The sequence below is a fragment of the Mesorhizobium sp. WSM3626 genome (assembly GCF_000513935.1).
GTDB classification, from domain to species: domain Bacteria; phylum Pseudomonadota; class Alphaproteobacteria; order Rhizobiales; family Rhizobiaceae; genus Mesorhizobium; species Mesorhizobium salmacidum.
Window position 1 is genome coordinate 13,684 of sequence record NZ_AZUY01000039.1, and the last position, 14,841, is coordinate 28,524.

General features: G+C 62.9%; 16 protein-coding genes. 9 read left to right on the forward strand and 7 right to left on the reverse strand.

Features of this window, described 5'->3' with window-relative positions; genetic code table 11:
- The first annotated feature begins 44 nt into the window (after window positions 1-44).
- Window positions 45-1,112: an aldo/keto reductase gene (locus M653_RS0123045; RefSeq protein ID WP_027145463.1), complete on the forward strand. Its 1,068-nt coding sequence runs from the start codon at window positions 45-47 to the stop codon at window positions 1,110-1,112.
- Between the two features lie 47 nt (window positions 1,113-1,159).
- Window positions 1,160-2,428, forward strand: a complete 1,269-nt coding sequence (locus M653_RS0123050) for a cysteine desulfurase-like protein (RefSeq protein WP_032935873.1) — start codon at window positions 1,160-1,162, stop codon at window positions 2,426-2,428.
- 15 nt (window positions 2,429-2,443) lie between these two features.
- On the opposite strand, the gene M653_RS0123055 is transcribed toward M653_RS0123050, so the two are convergent.
- From M653_RS0123055 to M653_RS0123075, 5 genes are read right to left on the reverse strand one after another with little or no spacing between them, the layout of a single operon-like run.
- Window positions 2,444-3,472 (reverse strand): histone deacetylase family protein, encoded by a 1,029-nt coding sequence (locus M653_RS0123055; protein WP_027145465.1) that lies wholly within the window; start codon window positions 3,470-3,472, stop codon window positions 2,444-2,446.
- Window positions 3,469-3,972 carry a GNAT family N-acetyltransferase gene (locus tag M653_RS0123060; RefSeq protein WP_084636819.1) on the reverse strand — a complete coding sequence of 168 codons (504 nt, stop codon included), beginning with the start codon at window positions 3,970-3,972 and terminating at the stop codon, window positions 3,469-3,471. The genes M653_RS0123055 and M653_RS0123060 overlap by 4 nt, the downstream gene beginning before the upstream one ends.
- A 19-nt stretch (window positions 3,973-3,991) precedes the next feature.
- Window positions 3,992-4,921, reverse strand: coding sequence for a 3-keto-5-aminohexanoate cleavage protein (locus M653_RS0123065; protein WP_027145467.1), 930 nt, complete (start codon window positions 4,919-4,921; stop codon window positions 3,992-3,994).
- A 5-nt stretch (window positions 4,922-4,926) separates the two neighbouring features.
- Window positions 4,927-6,312 (reverse strand): aspartate aminotransferase family protein, encoded by a 1,386-nt coding sequence (locus tag M653_RS0123070; protein WP_027145468.1) that lies wholly within the window; start codon window positions 6,310-6,312, stop codon window positions 4,927-4,929.
- Between the two features lies 1 nt (window position 6,313).
- Entirely contained in the window at window positions 6,314-7,954 is a 1,641-nt protein-coding gene (locus M653_RS0123075) for a N,N-dimethylformamidase beta subunit family domain-containing protein (protein ID WP_027145469.1), read from the reverse strand.
- 154 nt (window positions 7,955-8,108) lie between these two features.
- On the opposite strand from M653_RS0123075, the gene M653_RS0123080 reads away from it, so the two are divergent.
- Window positions 8,109-8,357 carry a ParB N-terminal domain-containing protein gene (locus M653_RS0123080; protein WP_027145470.1) on the forward strand — a complete coding sequence of 83 codons (249 nt, stop codon included), beginning with the start codon at window positions 8,109-8,111 and terminating at the stop codon, window positions 8,355-8,357.
- 119 nt (window positions 8,358-8,476) lie between these two features.
- On the forward strand, window positions 8,477-9,433 hold the full coding sequence (locus M653_RS0123085; protein WP_027145471.1) for an alpha/beta hydrolase: 957 nt from the start codon (window positions 8,477-8,479) through the stop codon (window positions 9,431-9,433).
- Between the two features lie 49 nt (window positions 9,434-9,482).
- On the opposite strand, the gene M653_RS0123090 is transcribed toward M653_RS0123085, so the two are convergent.
- Window positions 9,483-10,511 (reverse strand): 2OG-Fe(II) oxygenase family protein, encoded by a 1,029-nt coding sequence (locus M653_RS0123090; protein WP_027145472.1) that lies wholly within the window; start codon window positions 10,509-10,511, stop codon window positions 9,483-9,485.
- Window positions 10,512-10,624: 113 nt separating this feature from the next.
- Here M653_RS0123090 and M653_RS0123095 point away from each other — a divergent pair, with 113 nt between their 5' ends.
- From M653_RS0123095 to M653_RS0123115, 5 genes are all read left to right on the forward strand, one after another.
- Window positions 10,625-11,020, forward strand: coding sequence for a GFA family protein (locus M653_RS0123095; RefSeq protein WP_027145473.1), 396 nt, complete (start codon window positions 10,625-10,627; stop codon window positions 11,018-11,020).
- 150 nt (window positions 11,021-11,170) lie between these two features.
- A complete protein-coding gene (locus M653_RS0123100; protein ID WP_027145474.1) occupies window positions 11,171-11,368 on the forward strand; it encodes a hypothetical protein in 198 nt (65 codons plus the stop codon).
- Window positions 11,369-11,559: 191 nt separating this feature from the next.
- On the forward strand, window positions 11,560-12,432 hold the full coding sequence (locus M653_RS0123105; protein ID WP_027145475.1) for an undecaprenyl-diphosphate phosphatase: 873 nt from the start codon (window positions 11,560-11,562) through the stop codon (window positions 12,430-12,432).
- 147 nt (window positions 12,433-12,579) lie between these two features.
- Window positions 12,580-13,206, forward strand: coding sequence for a transglutaminase-like cysteine peptidase (locus M653_RS0123110; RefSeq protein WP_027145476.1), 627 nt, complete (start codon window positions 12,580-12,582; stop codon window positions 13,204-13,206).
- A 114-nt stretch (window positions 13,207-13,320) separates the two neighbouring features.
- Window positions 13,321-14,109 carry a phosphodiester glycosidase family protein gene (locus M653_RS0123115; protein ID WP_027145477.1) on the forward strand — a complete coding sequence of 263 codons (789 nt, stop codon included), beginning with the start codon at window positions 13,321-13,323 and terminating at the stop codon, window positions 14,107-14,109.
- Between the two features lie 28 nt (window positions 14,110-14,137).
- Here the strand turns inward: M653_RS0123115 and M653_RS0123120 are convergent, their stop codons facing one another.
- Window positions 14,138-14,770, reverse strand: a complete 633-nt coding sequence (locus M653_RS0123120) for a DedA family protein (RefSeq protein ID WP_027145478.1) — start codon at window positions 14,768-14,770, stop codon at window positions 14,138-14,140.
- Window positions 14,771-14,841 lie beyond the last annotated feature (71 nt).

Genomic DNA, 14,841 nt, shown 5'->3' on the forward strand with positions numbered 1-14,841 from the left:
CTCTCCGCGCAGCCGCGCATACCTTCCCTCCGGAGCAGAATTCCATGCACAAACGCCGTCTCGGTCGGACCGATCTTCTTGTTACCCAGATTTGCCTTGGTTCGATGACCTGGGGCCAGCAGAACACCGAGGCCGAGGGCCATGCCCAGATGGACCTGGCCTTCTCGCGTGGCGTCAATTTCATCGACACCGCCGAACTTTATCCGATCCCGCCCAAGGCGGAGACGCAAGGGCGGACCGAGAAGATCATTGGCAGCTGGATGAAGGCCAAGGGCAATCGTGACAAGGTGATCCTTGCCTCAAAGGTCGTCGGCCGCACGGCCAATGCCTGGTTTCGCGGCGACCGGCCCTCGCAATTGGTGCGGGCCGATATCTTTGATGCCATCGACAAGTCGCTGGCCAAGCTCGGCACGGACTACCTCGACCTTTATCAAATCCACTGGCCGGAACGAGACATCCCCTGGGGTGCCAACCCAACGCGCATCGGGGCGGTGGCGCGGCGTGCCGATTCTGTCTGCGCACCAGTCGGCGAAACGCCGATCGCGGAGACGCTCGCGGTGTTCGAGGAACTGGTGAAGGCAGGAAAAATCCGCCATTTCGGCCTTTCGAACGAGAGTTCGTGGGGCGTGATGCGCTTCCTCGCAGAGGCCGGCAAAGAGATCGGTCCGCGCGTCGCCTCGATCCAGAACGCCTACAACCTCGTCAACCGCACCTTCGAGGTGAACCTCGCCGAGATTTGCGAGCGCGAAGGGGTGTCGCTGCTTGCCTATTCGCCGCTTGCACAGGGTTATCTGACCGGCAAATACGATCACGGCGCCCGCCCGCAGGGCTCGCGCTCGCAACTGTTCAATCGCGGTCAGCGTTATGAGACGCCCAATGCCGCCGAAGCGCAACTCGAATACAATGAACTGGCGCGCTCTTTCGGCCTGGAGCCGGCGCTGTTTGCCAATGCCTATGTTTCGAGCCGGCCCTTCGTGACCTCCAACATCATCGGCGCGACAACCATTTCCCAACTGGAAATGGCGCTGTCCTCGGTGGATGTCGTCTGGACCGAAGAAATGCAGAAGGCGGTGGACACCGTTCACCAGAGGGTCGGCAATCCCTGTCCGTGACCGATCCCGGGCGCGGAATTGTCGAGTAACAGCAACGGGGGAAGACAATGGTGGACTTTTCGATCGAGGCCGTGCGTGGAAAATTCCCCGCTCTCTCGCTGACCGACAAGGACCGGCGACGCATCTATCTCGACAATCCTGCCGGCACGCAGGTGCCGCAGGCCGTGGCCGACGCGGTCTCGCGCTGCCTTTTGACGACCAACGCCAATCTCGGCGGCTATTTTGAAACGACGATCGCGGCGCAGCAGGTCGTCGACGAGGCGCATCAGGCGATGGCCGATTTCCTCGGTGCGGCAAGCCCGCAGGAAATCGTCATCGGCGCCAACATGACGACGCTGACCTATCATATGTCGCGAACGCTCGGCCGCACGATGAAGCCCGGCGACGAAATCATCCTCACCCGCATGGATCATGAGGGCAATGTGTCGCCCTGGCTGCAACTGGCCGAGGACCTTGACCTCGTCGTGCACTGGCTGCCGTTCGACGAAAAGACCTGGCAGATCGAGGAGGCGACGCTGGCAAGTCTGTTGTCCGGGAAGACTCGGCTGGTGGCGTTGAACTACGCCAGCAATCTCACAGGCTCGATCAACAGGGTCCAGTCCTTGACCCAACTTGCAAAAAACGCCGGAGCGCTGGTCTATGTCGACGCCGTGCAATTCGCACCGCATGGCCTGATCGACGTGCAGGAGCTCGGCTGCGATTTTCTGATCTGCTCGGCCTACAAATTCTTCGGTCCGCATATGGGCATATTGTGGGGCCGGCGCGACGTTATCGATGGTTTGAAAGCCTATAAATGCCGCTGTTCCTCGAACGGACTGCCAGAGCGTTTCGAACTCGGCACGCCGCAGATCGAACTGATGGCCGGGCTCACGGCCGCGGTCGACTATTTTGCCGCACTCGGCACGTCAGCCGGCGAGGAGGGGTCGAGAAGGCGCAGGATTGCCAAGGCGTTCGAAGTCTCCATCGCCCATGAAAACCCGCTGGCACAAAGGCTGATCGATGGGCTGTCCGACATTTCAGGCCTGTCCGTCCACGGCATCACCGATCCGAAACGGCTCGGCGATCGTGTGCCGACTGTCTCCTTCACCGTGGACGGCATAGTGCCCGAAACGATCGTGAGGCAGATGAACGCCGAAAACATCTTCCTGTGGTCGGGCCACAACTATGCCTGGGAAATCGTCCACCAGCTCGGCATTCCTGCCGAGCAGGGCGTCGTGCGCATCGGCATCGCGCACTACAATATGGCGTCCGAAATCGACGAGACGCTTGAGAGCGTTCACCGGGTGATTGCCATGCTCAGGCAGCAACGCCCCTGACGCGAACTTGCATTGTCACCGCGCCTTGCCGCCAAAACCGGTGAGGAAGGCGGTGAGATTGTCGCCGAGCGCGTCGCAGAGATAGCCGCCCTCCTGGACGATGACCGTCGGCAGGCCAAGCCCGGCGATCGCCTCGCCGATGCGCGAAAAGCCCGGCGTCGTCACCGAGAGCCCGCCGAACGGATCGCCTTCGAACGCGTCGAGGCCGAGCGCCACGACCAGCGCATCGGGAGAGAAGGCGCGGATACGCTGGAACGCCACGCCGAGCGCTTCCAGAAACGCCGCATCCGCGGATTTCCGCGGCAGCGGCAGGTTGAAATTGTAGCCAAGTCCCGGACCTTCACCGCGCTCGTCGGCGTGGCCCCAGAAGAACGGGTAGAACCGCACCGGATCGGCATGCAGCGACACCGTCAGCACATCAGGTCGCGCATAAAAAATGCCTTGCGTCCCGTTGCCGTGATGCAGGTCGACATCAAGGATCGCCACGCGGGCCGCCTGTTTGCGCAGTATTTGTGCCGCAACGGCTGAGTTGTTGATGAAGCAGAATCCGCCGGCGACATCGGCAAAGGCGTGGTGGCCGGGCGGGCGGCACAATGCATAGGCGCCGGAAGCGCCTGCCGTCACCGTTTCCGCCGCCTCGACCGCGCTCCAGGCGCTCCACAGTGCACTTTGCCATGTCTCGCCTGAGATTGGGCAAGCGGTGTCGGCCATGTGATATCCGGCCTGGCCGACGGCGGAGGCCGGATAGGAGCCGTTGCGGGCGATCGGGTGGATGTTGGGGATGACCTCGGCCGATGCGCCAGCGATGCGCTGCCAGCGTTCGAAAATATGTTCGAGGAAGTCGAGATATTCGGGTGTGTGCACCGCCGAGACCGGGCCGAGGCCGTGATCGCGCGGCCGCTCGATCGTGCAGCCGGCGGACTTTGCGCCGGCTAACAATCTTTCGACGCGTTCCGGTTTTTCCGGGTTGGGCTGCGCCGCGCCGCTGGAAAGAAAGGCCTTGGGGTCGTGCCGCTTCTGCTCCTGCGCATAGAAGGCTTTCATTCCTGCTCCCCATTTTCCGGCGCGTCGGCGAAGGCGAAAAAGGCCTCGCCGATGATTTTCTGCGTCTGCTCGTAACTCGACCAGGCAATGCCCAGCCTCTCGTAAAAGGCCTTGGCGCCCTCATTGTCGGTATCAACGGACAACCTGAGATAGACCCCGCCATGGTTGCGGCACTCGGCCGCCACGCGCCGCAGCAGGCGCTCGCCGATCTTGCGGCCACGGAACCGGTCCTCGACATAGAGGTCCTGCACATAGACGCCAGGCCGGCCCATCCATGTCGAGAAGATCGGGAAATGCAGGCAAAGTCCGGCGAATTCGCCATCGACTTCGGCGACCAGGGTCGAGAAGGCGGGCTTTTCGCCGAAGCCCCAGGTTCTGAGATCGTCCGCCGTCGCGATGATTTCCTCGGGCGCACCGATATGGGTGCCGAGTTTCAGGATCGCCGCGTGGATGGTTTCGACATCATCGATGGTGCCGGGGCGGAGGAGGATCGCACTCATCACAGGCGCTGTCATCTCGTCAAAACGCCACCCGGTCACCGCCCTTGAGCGCCAGCATGTCCCGCGCCTCCGCAGGTGTGGCAATCTCCAGAGAAAGCCCGTCAAGAATGCCACGGATGCGGCGCACCTGGTCGGCGTTGGATTTCGCCAGCTGGCGGCCATCATAGAGGCTGTCTTCCAGCCCGACGCGCACATTGCCGCCCATCGCGGCTGCGATCGAGATCAGCGGCATCTGGTTCCGGCCGGCGGCGAGCACCGAGAACTGGTAGCTGTCGCCGAACAATTTGTCGGCGATGCGCTTCATATGGACGAGATTGTCAGGGTCGGCGCCGATGCCACCCAGGATGCCGAGCACGAACTGGATGAACAGCGGCCCCGACACCAGCCCCCGGTCGCGGAAATGCGCCAGTGAATAGAGGTGGCCGACATCGTAGCACTCGAATTCGAAGCGGGTGCCGCAGCCTTTGCCCAGCCGCTCGAGCACGCCTTCCATGTCGGCGAAGGTGTTCTTGAAGATGGTGTCGCGCGTGGCTTCGAGCAGCTTCGGTTCCCATTCGTGCTGCCATTCCCTTGGCTTGTCGAGCATCGGGAACAGCGCGAAATTCATCGAACCCATATTGAGCGAGCACATTTCGGGCTGGGCCCGAAGCGGCGCCGCCAACCGCTGGTCGAGCGTCATTAGCGAGGAGCCGCCGGTGGTGATGTTGATCACCGCATCGGTCGCCTGCTTGATGCGCGGCAGGAACTGCATGAACACATCGGGATCGGCGGTCGGCCGCCCGTCTTTTGGGTCGCGGGCATGCAGATGCAGGATCGAGGCGCCGGCCTCGGCCGCCGCGATGGCGTCCGCGGCAATCTGGTCCGGCGTCACCGGCAGATGGGGCGACATCGACGGCGTGTGCACCGAACCGGTGACGGCGCAGGTGATGATGACTTTACGCGGTGCCATTTGCTCTATCCCCGGCCTTCGACCGGCAGGTCTAGCTCGGAGGCCAGAACTTCAAGCGAGTCGCCGATGATGGAGATGATCTCGCCGACCTGCTCGCTGGTGACGATCATCGGCGGCGCCACCATGAAATTGTCGCCGTCGACGCCGCCCTTGACCTTGCGGCCATAGATGATCAGCCCGCGCTCATAGGCGAGGTCGAGCAGCCGCTGCGTCGCCCTCTTGCCTTGGTCGATTGGCCTCAGCGTATCGGGATCGGCGACCATTTCGGCACCAGTGAGCAAGCCTTTGCCGCGCACGTCAGCGATGAACGGGAAGCGCTTCACCAGCCCCTTCAGCCCGTCCATCAGCACGTCACCCATGGCGGCAGCGTTGGCGATCAGGTCGAGCCGGTCCATTTCGCCCAGCACCGCAAGCCCGGCGGCGCAGGCCAGCGGATTGCCGGCATAGGTGTGGCCATGCTGGAAACCGCCTGACGCGAGCAGCGGCTCGACCAGTCGCATCGGCGCCGCCAGCGCGCCGAGCGGCGCATAGCCCGAACCCAGCCCCTTCGACAGCGCGACGATATCAGGCCTGCAGTTCCAGTGGTCGCCGCCGAGGAATTTCCCTGTGCGGCCGGCACCGCTCATCACTTCGTCATGGATCAGCAGGATTCCGTAGCGGTCGCAGATCTCGCGTGTGCGGGCGTAATAGCTGTCCGGCGCCACCAGGGCCGCGGTCGCGGCGCCGCCGATCGGTTCCATGATGAAGGCGACGACGCTTTCGGGACCTTCGGCGAGGATCTTTTCCTCCAGCATTTCGGCGTAGCGGACGCCACGCTGCTCCATCGAGAGATTGTCGCGGTCGCGCCAGGCGGTCGGTGCCGGCACGGTCGGCATCACCCGCATCATCGGTGTGAAAGTCTCGGCCAGCGCATCGTCGCCGGTGATCGAAAGCGAACCAAGCGTGCCGCCATGATAGGAAGGAAAGCGGGTGATCACTTTCCAGCGGCTGGCCTGGCCGGTGGCGACAGCCCATTGCCGTGCCAGCTTGATGCAGGATTCCGTCGCCTCGGAGCCGCCGGAGACGAAGAAGATGCGGTCCATGCCTTCCGGCAATTTTCCAGCCAGTTCTCGCGCCAGTTCTTCCGCCGGCTCGTTCTCGAAATGCAGCCGGTAGGCGAAGGTGGCGCGGTCCATCTGCCGCTTCATCGCATCGAGCACATTGCGGTTGGAATGGCCGATATTGGCGACCATCGGCCCGCTCGATCCGTCGATGAAACGGCGGCCATCCTGCGTCCACATGTAGATGCCTTCGGCGCGGTCGATCAGCGGCCGGCGCAGGCTGGAGAGATAGAACAGATGCGATTGGCGCCGGGCATCGGGGTCTTGAACGGCGGGCTGGACTTTCGACATGTCAGGACTTTCCAAGATACCGATCGAGGACATTCTGGGTAACCCGTTCGACCATCGGGTCTTGTCTTAGCAGGCCGGCGACCCATTCGCAGCTTCCGGCGTGGAACACCTCGCCCTTGCCGCGTGGAAAGTTGACGATCATGCCATTGCCGCGTTTGACCTTTTCGAGATTGGCGTCGCTCGCCTCACCGAACAAGGTTTCGGCTGTGAAGCGGCCATCCTCGTCGGTGAGGAACTGGTCCTCGATCGGGATGTCGGCGCTTTCCTCGACCTGGCTGGCCATGCCGAGGGCCAGTACCTGCAAGCCATCGGGTGCGCCGCTGGTGGCGGTCGGATGGGGCAGGCCGCCGCGTATCTCGAAATCGAGCCCGTCGACTTCATAGCCATAGACATGGCTGTCGGCGCCGAGCAGGTCGCCGTAATAGATGCCGGTGCCGGCGAAGGCCCAGTGCTCGGGCCGATAGACCGGAAAGCCGCGTACGCCACGTGGCGCGCAGCCACCCCAGCCGGCATAGACACCACGTGTGGCGTTGAGCCCGAAGGTCGCCGAACCCGGCCGGCCGATTTCGGGCGCTTCCCAGGAATTGGTGGCGCGTGTCACGTCGCCGCCGTGATAGGCGGGATCCTCGGCCCGGGCGCGGTATTTGTAGCAAACCTGCCGGCGGCCTTCGTCCTCCAGCCGGGTCTGCCACATGAAATTGCCGGCAAAGCGTGCCGCATGGCCGCCGCGCTCGACATAGAAGTCGACCGCATCGCGCATTTCCCAGGTCCAGTATTCGTCGTGGCCGACGAAGACCGCGCAGTCATACCCGTCGAGAATCTCGGGCGAAAAATGCAGATCGTGCTGGCTTGTCAGGTCGACATCGTAACCAGCCCGTTCGGCAAAGCGAAAAAAATGGCTGTCGTAGCTGGCCCAGCCCGACGAAGCGTATTTCTTCGAATGGCCGGTGGCGAGCGCCCATTCCATGTGCGGATAGCGCGGCGCGGTCTTCGGCGGCACCGCGACCTCCAACGGCACGCGCGGCGCATCCCCGGGCAGCACGACGAAGCCGCGGCACCAGGGGCGCTGCGTCGACACGATGGGCGAGTACTGGTTACGGTCGGGGCCGGTGATGCCCTGATAGTGGTTGGAGCCGCCCCAGGTGTTGTAGGCAAGCCAGGTGCCCGTCGCCGCCACCTGCAGAACACGGCCGGGTTTCTTGCCTGGCTGCGGGCTGACAATGAACAGATGGTGGGATCGGATCGGCTTGCCGTCGCGTCCGTCGGCGGTCAGGGTCACGCGGTAGGCGCCGGACGGCCAGTCGTTTTCCACACGGAATTCAAAGGAGGATTCCCAGCCGCAGCCTTCGGCCGAGCATTGGTCCGGACTGTCCTGCCAGCGAGATGCGATGCCCGATTTCTCGAACGCCCTCGTCTCGGCGCCGCCGTCCCGAACGATCGTCATGCCGAAGGACGGAGCCGTGGAACTGACATGCAGCGTCACGGTTTCGCCGGCACGATACGAAAACCGATCACTGTAGCACCAGATCTCGCCGCGCTCGCCATCCATGCCCGGCCATTCGTAATAATGACCGCGCACGGCGTGGCGGCGTTGCTCGGGCGTCAGCCCGAAATCGGGGAATTCGGTCGGCAGGTTGATCATGAAGCCCTGGCCCATCGGAGGCGCCATTTCGGCGATCCGCCGGCCAGGCGTCAAATAGAAACGATCATGCCAGCATTCGTTAGCCGCACCCTTGGCCGCGCTCAGCAAACGGACTATCTCAGAGGGCGGCGGCGGTTCCGCCACGGGGACAGGCATGCTCAGGGTGCAAAAGGTCAAGGTTGACGATATCTACGTGCCCACCGCGCGCAAGAAGACGCTGCACCCCGAAACCGTCCGGCATCTGGCCGAGGATATACTGGAAAACGGCATGAAGATGCCGATCCAGGTCCGCCATGACGGGAAGCGGCACATACTTGTCGAAGGACTGCATCGTCTGGAGGCCGCCAAATGGCTCGGCGAGTCAGAGATCGAAGCCTATCTGGTGCAAGCCAAGCGCCACTGACGCGCAGTTTTTAGCCGGCCGACAATGCCTGGCTGATCCTCGCCAGACAAAATTTCCACAGACCATGTCGGCCCGCGCCGTGTTCGCTCGTCCTTGGGCAGAACCGGAGGAGACCCGACATGTCCAGATCGACTTTTATCGCCATTCTTGCCTCGCTCGCAGCCTTGGTGGCCGCGTCGGGCCCAGCCAACACAGAGGAGTCAAAGCCTGCCATGACGACCGAAACGACAACACTGCCGAAGCCGCAAAAATCCGGCCTGCTGCCGATCAACGGCGTGAACTACTATTACGCCGTCTATGGGAAGGGTGAGCCGCTGCTTCTGCTGCATGGCGGCCTCGGCTCCTTCGATATGTTCGCGCCGATCCTGCCCAAGCTTGCCGAAAACCGCACCGTCATCGGGGTCGACCTGCAGGGGCACGGCCGCACGGCGCTTGGCGACCGGCCATTCAGTCTGCAGGCGATCGGCGACGACATGGCCGGTATCGTCAAGGCACTCGGTTACGACAAGGTCGACGTCATGGGCTATTCGCTGGGCGGCGACGTTGCCTTCCGCATGGCGGTCCAGCATCCCGAGGCTGTGCGCCGGCTGGTCCTTGTCTCGACAGGCTATGCGGCCGACGGCTTTTACGACGAGATGCGTCCGCAGCAGGCGCAGGTGAGCGCCGCCGCGGCGGCGTTCATGAAAGACACGCCGATGTACAAATCCTATGTCGCCGTCGCGCCGCATCCGGAAGACTTCCCGAAACTGCTCGACGCGCTCGGCAATTTCATGCGCCAGAACTACGACTTCTCGGCCGATGTTCCCAAGCTCAAGATGCCGGTCATGCTCGCTTACGGCGACAGCGATATGTACAAGCCCGAGCATGAGATCAAGTTCTACCAGATGCTCGGCGGCGGTCTGAAGGATGCCGGCTGGATGCGCGAGAACCTGTCGCAGAACCGTCTGGCGATCCTGCCCAACCGCACCCACTACGACGTCTTCTTCGCCCCGGAACTGACGGCCGCCGCGCTGCCGTTCCTCAACGGTGAGACCAAGGTGAAGAGCTGGGACGAGGTGGTCGGCGAAGCCGAATGACCTCCACCATCTCCGCCGGCCGTCTCCAGCGAGACGGCCGGCGAGTTGTTCAGGAAGCCTTGGCTCGGCGCGGCTGCCTCAGATGCTTGATGCCGCTCATCTCGACGAAGTTCGTCGCCGACTCCCAGAGATAGTCACCGTAGAGAAACGGCTCGAACGGTTCGGCGTCGTCCAACGGCAGAGGCGAGATCTCCGCATCGACACGCGGCTCGTAGAAGAACGGTATAGAGAACCGCACCGTTTTCGGCGCAATGACCCGGTGCCGTGTCGCCAGCACGCGGCCGCCGGTCCAGTGTTCCAGCAACTGGCCGAAATTGACCGCCAGCGTGCCGTTGGCTGGAGGCACGTCGATCCATTCGCCGGCGAGGTTCTTCGCTTGCAAGCCTTCGACGCCGTCCTGCGCCAGCAAAGTGACGAAGCCTGAATCGGCATGTTCGCGGCCGATGATGGTGCGCGTCTCGCCCTTGTGGATCACCGAAAACTCCGGCCCGCCGGTATCGACGACGGCATTGGCGTCACGCAGGGGATAGCGGATCAGGCGCAGCGTCGAGATGCCACCGTCGAAATAGGCATCAAAGATCAGTTCAGGCAGGCCAAGCCCGCGGGCGATCGACCGCATCAGCATGGTGCCGACCGTCTCCATCGCGCGATAGTAGTCGGCTGCGGCGGTGCGCCAGCCTGGCAGCGCATTTTCGGCCGGCAGTGGTGTTGGCTCGCACAAGGGATCGTCGGAGGCTGACAGTCGCGCCGCGTCGGCAAGGTCCGGCCCCATGTCGATACCTTCCTTGTAGGAAACGGCTTGCGGCTGCAGCGGAAACCAGCCGCGGTAGAAATTCTTCTTCGTGTGATCGAAATTCCAGCGCAGCAGTTTCTGCTTCTCGGTGTCGGGAAGCGAAAAGATGCGCAGCACTTGCGCGCGCTTGTCCGGCGTCAGCCAGTCATCGCCGGGAAAATCCCGAACCGCCATGAAACCGATGCCAGCCGCGGCGGCCATGATCCTGGCGTCGCAGCGGTCGCGGGCGGGCGAGGGCGGTCCGAACAGAGCCGCAATGCCGATTCTTTCGATGTCCGCTGTCATGACGGTCCTGCCACATCACGATAATCGATGAGCTTGTATCAAAGCTTTTCAATTGACCCAATCGGTCTCGCCGCTACCTTGCCGCCTGTTCATTCCACCAATGGATCCAGACGATGGCAAAATATGAGGGCGGATGCCTGTGCAGGGCGGTGCGCTACCGCACCGACGCCGACCCCATCAACGAGCGCATCTGTCATTGCCGGCTCTGCCAGAAGGTGATCGGCGCGGCCTTCAATGCGCGCGTTCTGTTCCGCATCGATGATGTAACGGTCGAGGGTCCGTTGGCCACGGTCAACACCTCGCCGGATCTCAAGCGTGGTTTTTGCCCGAACTGCGGAACGACGATGTTTTCGCGGCGCGATTCCGCCGGCATCATCGGCCTTACGACCGGTTCGCTCGACGACCCGTCGCTGTTCAGGCCCCAGATGCATATCTGGACCACCTCGAAACAGCCCTGGGTGATGCTGGACGACGGCCTGCCGCAATATGAAGGCGCTCCGCCGGCCTAGGCTTCCTCCTTCCCGTCAACAGGAGGACGTGCCCCAGGATGACCAAAAAATAGTCCAAAGAGACACGCGATAGCCGGCAAAGCGTCATTGGCGGGCCATCTTTGTCATCCTATCTAAGCGTCGCGGGCCCGGCATTCGAGGAGACGACGGATGAACGACAGCATCAGCACCCTGGACGAGCTTTTGAGCGATCCGATGGTCCTGCTTGTGATGGAGCGTGACCGTGTGCGCCCGGAACAGGTGCGCATGCTGCTCGAGCGGGCTCGCCGGCCATCCGCGGAGGAACCTGTCGTGCCGCCCGCGCATGTAATTGCCAAGACCTGCCAGAAACTCTGGCTTTGCCCGTAATCGTCTTGCCAACCTCCACCCATGGGAGCATCGCCGGCCCTTCGGGTCGGTTTGAACCGTGCGCGGCTGACGCGGCGGCGCCAGCTTACAAATCCGTAAATTGATTCTACGCTACATGACGATATGGCTTGCTGGGCACCGATCGCCATCGATGCATTCGCTAGTCCGATCCCTCCCGTATGGAACCCGACATGGCTGATATCTGCACGCAAGGCGTCGACACGGGCTTTGTCGGCCTTGGCTTTGCCAAGGTCGCATTCCTTGGCCTGGTGCAAGGAATCACGGAACTGCTGCCGATTTCCTCAACCGCCCATATGCGCATCGTGCCGGCCGTGCTTGGATGGCAGGATCCGGGCTCCGCTTTCTCCGCCGCCATGCAACTGGCGGCCCTTGCCGCCGTGGTCAGCTATTTCTGGGGCGACGTGAGGGATCTTTTGTTCGGGTCACTCGCCGCCCTCACGCGCCGCGATTTTGCCGACCGGCATTTCCGTCTGGTGCTGTGGATCGTGCTGGCGACGATCCCCATCGTCATCGCCGGCGTGGCGCTCTCGGGCGTTCTCAACACCTGCAATTCGCCGTTGCGCAGCCTGACAGTAATTGCCTGGGCCTGTATCGCCATGGCGGTCCTGCTGGGGCTGGCGGAAATCTTTGCCCGCCATCGGCGCACCATGGCCGACGCGTCGCGGGCCGATGCATTGCTGGTCGGCGTCGCTCAGATCGGTGCCTTGATACCCGGTGTTTCCCGTTCCGGCTCGACCCTGACGGCGGCACTGGGGCTTGGCTTCAAGCGGGCGGAGGCGGCCCGTTTCTCGTTCCTGCTCGGGCTGCCGGCCATCGCGCTCGCCGGCCTCAAGGAATTGTGGGAGCTGCACAAGGTGCATCTCGATGCCCATGGATGGTCGGTTCTCGGTCTGGGCTTGCTCGTGGCCTCGATATCGGCCTTTTTCGCCATCTGGAGCCTGATGCGCGTGCTCGAACGCTTCTCCGCATGGCCTTTTGTTATCTATCGCGGTGTGCTCGGGCTCGTTCTGCTGATGGGCGTGGCGATGGGGTGGCTTGTCTAGGCCGGACCGGCACGCCTCCGGTGTTGCGCGGCTGCAACCGCCAGGAGAGCATCAACCCATGCCCGAAGATGTGATCGGACGCCTTCATTGACTCCCGGCAATATCCGCCCTTAACGTTCTGTTAACAAAACAGATGGGCGGGGCCGGATGGCATCCTCGATGGGTTGGCGCCGGAAGGCGAAGGGGCTGGGGCTTGCGATTGGCCTGATTGCTTTCTGTTCGGCGGCAAATTCCGCCTACGCGGCTCCCGTTTCCATGGTTGTCGGCGGCTCGACCTCCCAGCCGATCGGCCACTATGATTTCTGCAAGATCCATTCCGCCGAGTGCTCGATCCGTTCACCCGACAGCGAGCCGGCGCGCTTGACCGCCAGGCTGTCGCGGGAGATCAACGCCGTAAACCTTTCGGTCAACGCGCGCGTCAAGCCGATGAGCGACATGGACAATTACGGCAAGGAGGAATGGTGGGCCTATCCGGACAATGGCTTCGGCGATTGCGAGGATTACGCGCTGGAAAAGCGGCGTGAGCTCAACAGCCTGGGCATTGCCATAGCCAACCTCCTGATGACGGTGGTTCGCAAGCCGGACGGCGAAGGCCATGCCGTGCTGACGGTGCGTACCGACAAGGGCGACTTCATCCTCGACAATCTTGTCGACAAGGTTCGTCTCTGGAACCAGACGCCGTATCGCTATCTAAAAAGACAGGCGAGCGACGACACCGGGCACTGGGTCTCCATTCTTGCCGGCGAAGAGAAGCTGGTCAGCGCCGTCAAATAGCCGCCGCGGGCCGTCCGGGCTGTAGTCCACGCTCCCCCTCAAGCAAATCCTTCATCGTGCCGGCAAGCGGTGCTATCCACGACAGTTCGTTGGAACCGACAATCCGGAACGCGCATGGATTTTTTGACACTCCTGCATTCGGCACCCTTGTTGCTGGCCTTGCTCAAGGCCGCGTTGCCGCACGCGGTCGCCACGACGGTGGCATTCGGCCAGTGGTTCGCTTCGGTGCCGCCGTGCCGTGACGTCGCCTTCGAGGCGGCGAGCTTTCTCGTCTGCGAGGTCGATCCAAAACTGTATTCGATCGAACTGTTCTGGAAAGACCCGGCGGGCAAGCCTTTTCAATCGTTGCACAATCTCGACGACGCCCAGCGGACGGCCGGACGTACCATGCTGTTTGCCATCAATGCCGGCATGTATCATCCCGACCTCAGGCCGGTCGGCCTCTATGTCGAACACGGCCAGGAAATGGCCGGTGTGAAGACGGGATCGGGTAGCGGCAATTTTTCGCTGCAGCCGAATGGCATCTTCTACATCGGCGGCGGCAAGGCCGTGGTCCGGGCGACCAGGGACTTCGTCAGGCAGCGACCAGCCACCGACTATGCGACCCAATCAGGGCCAATGCTGGTGATCGACGGCCAGCTTCACCCGAAATTCCGGTCCGACGGCACGTCGCGCAAGAGCCGCGATGGCGTCGGGGTGCGAAAGGATGGGATTGCCGTCTTTGCCATTTCGAACGGCACGGTGACGTTCCATGCCTTCGCCCGCCTGTTTCGCGACGCGCTCGGTTGCGACAACGCGCTCTTTCTCGACGGCACGATATCGAGCCTGCTCGCTCCGGCCATCGGCCGCAACGACGACTACTGGAACCTGGGGCCGATGATCGGCGTCTTCAGGAGGCGCTGATGCTTGGCGCCCTGGATCGCGATACGCGCTAAGCCCGTGTATCGCGCCTGCCTCGCGGCCTGATGACAATTATGGCGACGATGATCGCCGCCACCATGGCCGCGATCACCGCCAAGCCGAACAGGCTGGTCGCGTCGAGTTCGGGCAGATTGTCGGCCCCTTTCGCCACCAGCCATCCAGGCGACAGCACGACCGGCGCCCAGACGATCGCCGACAGGATGTTGGCAATCTGGAAGCGGCGTCTGTTCATCCCCATCATGCCCGCGACCAGCGGCACGGTGGCACGCACCGGACCGAAGAAGCGGCCGACGAAAACCGCGGCGAAACCGTAGCGCTGGAAGAACAGGCGCGCCCTGGCGATCTCGCGGCGATAGCGGCTGAGCGGCCATTTGTGGACGACGCCGCGCCCGAGCCATTTGCCGAGAAAATAGGAGATGGTGTCGCCGAGCGTCGCACCGATCATCGCGGCGAGGAGAACCGGCAGCGGCTCGACGATACCGGCGCCCACCAGGCCGCCGACGATGATCAGCACCGTGGTGCCGGGCAACAGGATGCCGACCAGCACCAGCGATTCGCCGAAGGCCAGCAAGCCGACCACGAGGCCCGCCCAGGCCTGATGGTTCTCTATGAAACAAACGCTCTGGTCGATAAACGACTGCACGAAAGCTCCCTTTTGAAAGTGTTCCTCAGCTGCCGCTGTCGAGCAGGCCCCTGAGTTCGTCGAGCTTGTCG

What these genes read in the sequence shown, in the direction of transcription:
- M653_RS0123110 (WP_027145476.1), top strand. Translation starts at nt 12,580, where the DNA reads ATGGCATCCTCGATGGGTTGGCGCCGGAAGGCGAAGGGGCTGGGGCTT.
- M653_RS0123085 (WP_027145471.1), top strand. Translation starts at nt 8,477, where the DNA reads ATGTCCAGATCGACTTTTATCGCCATTCTTGCCTCGCTCGCAGCCTTG.
- M653_RS0123100 (WP_027145474.1), top strand. Translation starts at nt 11,171, where the DNA reads ATGAACGACAGCATCAGCACCCTGGACGAGCTTTTGAGCGATCCGATG.
- M653_RS0123095 (WP_027145473.1), top strand. Translation starts at nt 10,625, where the DNA reads ATGGCAAAATATGAGGGCGGATGCCTGTGCAGGGCGGTGCGCTACCGC.
- M653_RS0123080 (WP_027145470.1), top strand. Translation starts at nt 8,109, where the DNA reads ATGCTCAGGGTGCAAAAGGTCAAGGTTGACGATATCTACGTGCCCACC.
- M653_RS0123075 (WP_027145469.1), bottom strand. Translation starts at nt 7,954, where the DNA reads ATGATCAACCTGCCGACCGAATTCCCCGATTTCGGGCTGACGCCCGAG.
- M653_RS0123105 (WP_027145475.1), top strand. Translation starts at nt 11,560, where the DNA reads ATGGCTGATATCTGCACGCAAGGCGTCGACACGGGCTTTGTCGGCCTT.
- M653_RS0123070 (WP_027145468.1), bottom strand. Translation starts at nt 6,312, where the DNA reads ATGTCGAAAGTCCAGCCCGCCGTTCAAGACCCCGATGCCCGGCGCCAA.
- M653_RS0123055 (WP_027145465.1), bottom strand. Translation starts at nt 3,472, where the DNA reads ATGAAAGCCTTCTATGCGCAGGAGCAGAAGCGGCACGACCCCAAGGCC.
- M653_RS0123115 (WP_027145477.1), top strand. Translation starts at nt 13,321, where the DNA reads ATGGATTTTTTGACACTCCTGCATTCGGCACCCTTGTTGCTGGCCTTG.
- M653_RS0123045 (WP_027145463.1), top strand. Translation starts at nt 45, where the DNA reads ATGCACAAACGCCGTCTCGGTCGGACCGATCTTCTTGTTACCCAGATT.
- M653_RS0123060 (WP_084636819.1), bottom strand. Translation starts at nt 3,972, where the DNA reads ATGAGTGCGATCCTCCTCCGCCCCGGCACCATCGATGATGTCGAAACC.
- M653_RS0123090 (WP_027145472.1), bottom strand. Translation starts at nt 10,511, where the DNA reads ATGACAGCGGACATCGAAAGAATCGGCATTGCGGCTCTGTTCGGACCG.
- M653_RS0123065 (WP_027145467.1), bottom strand. Translation starts at nt 4,921, where the DNA reads ATGGCACCGCGTAAAGTCATCATCACCTGCGCCGTCACCGGTTCGGTG.
- M653_RS0123050 (WP_032935873.1), top strand. Translation starts at nt 1,160, where the DNA reads ATGGTGGACTTTTCGATCGAGGCCGTGCGTGGAAAATTCCCCGCTCTC.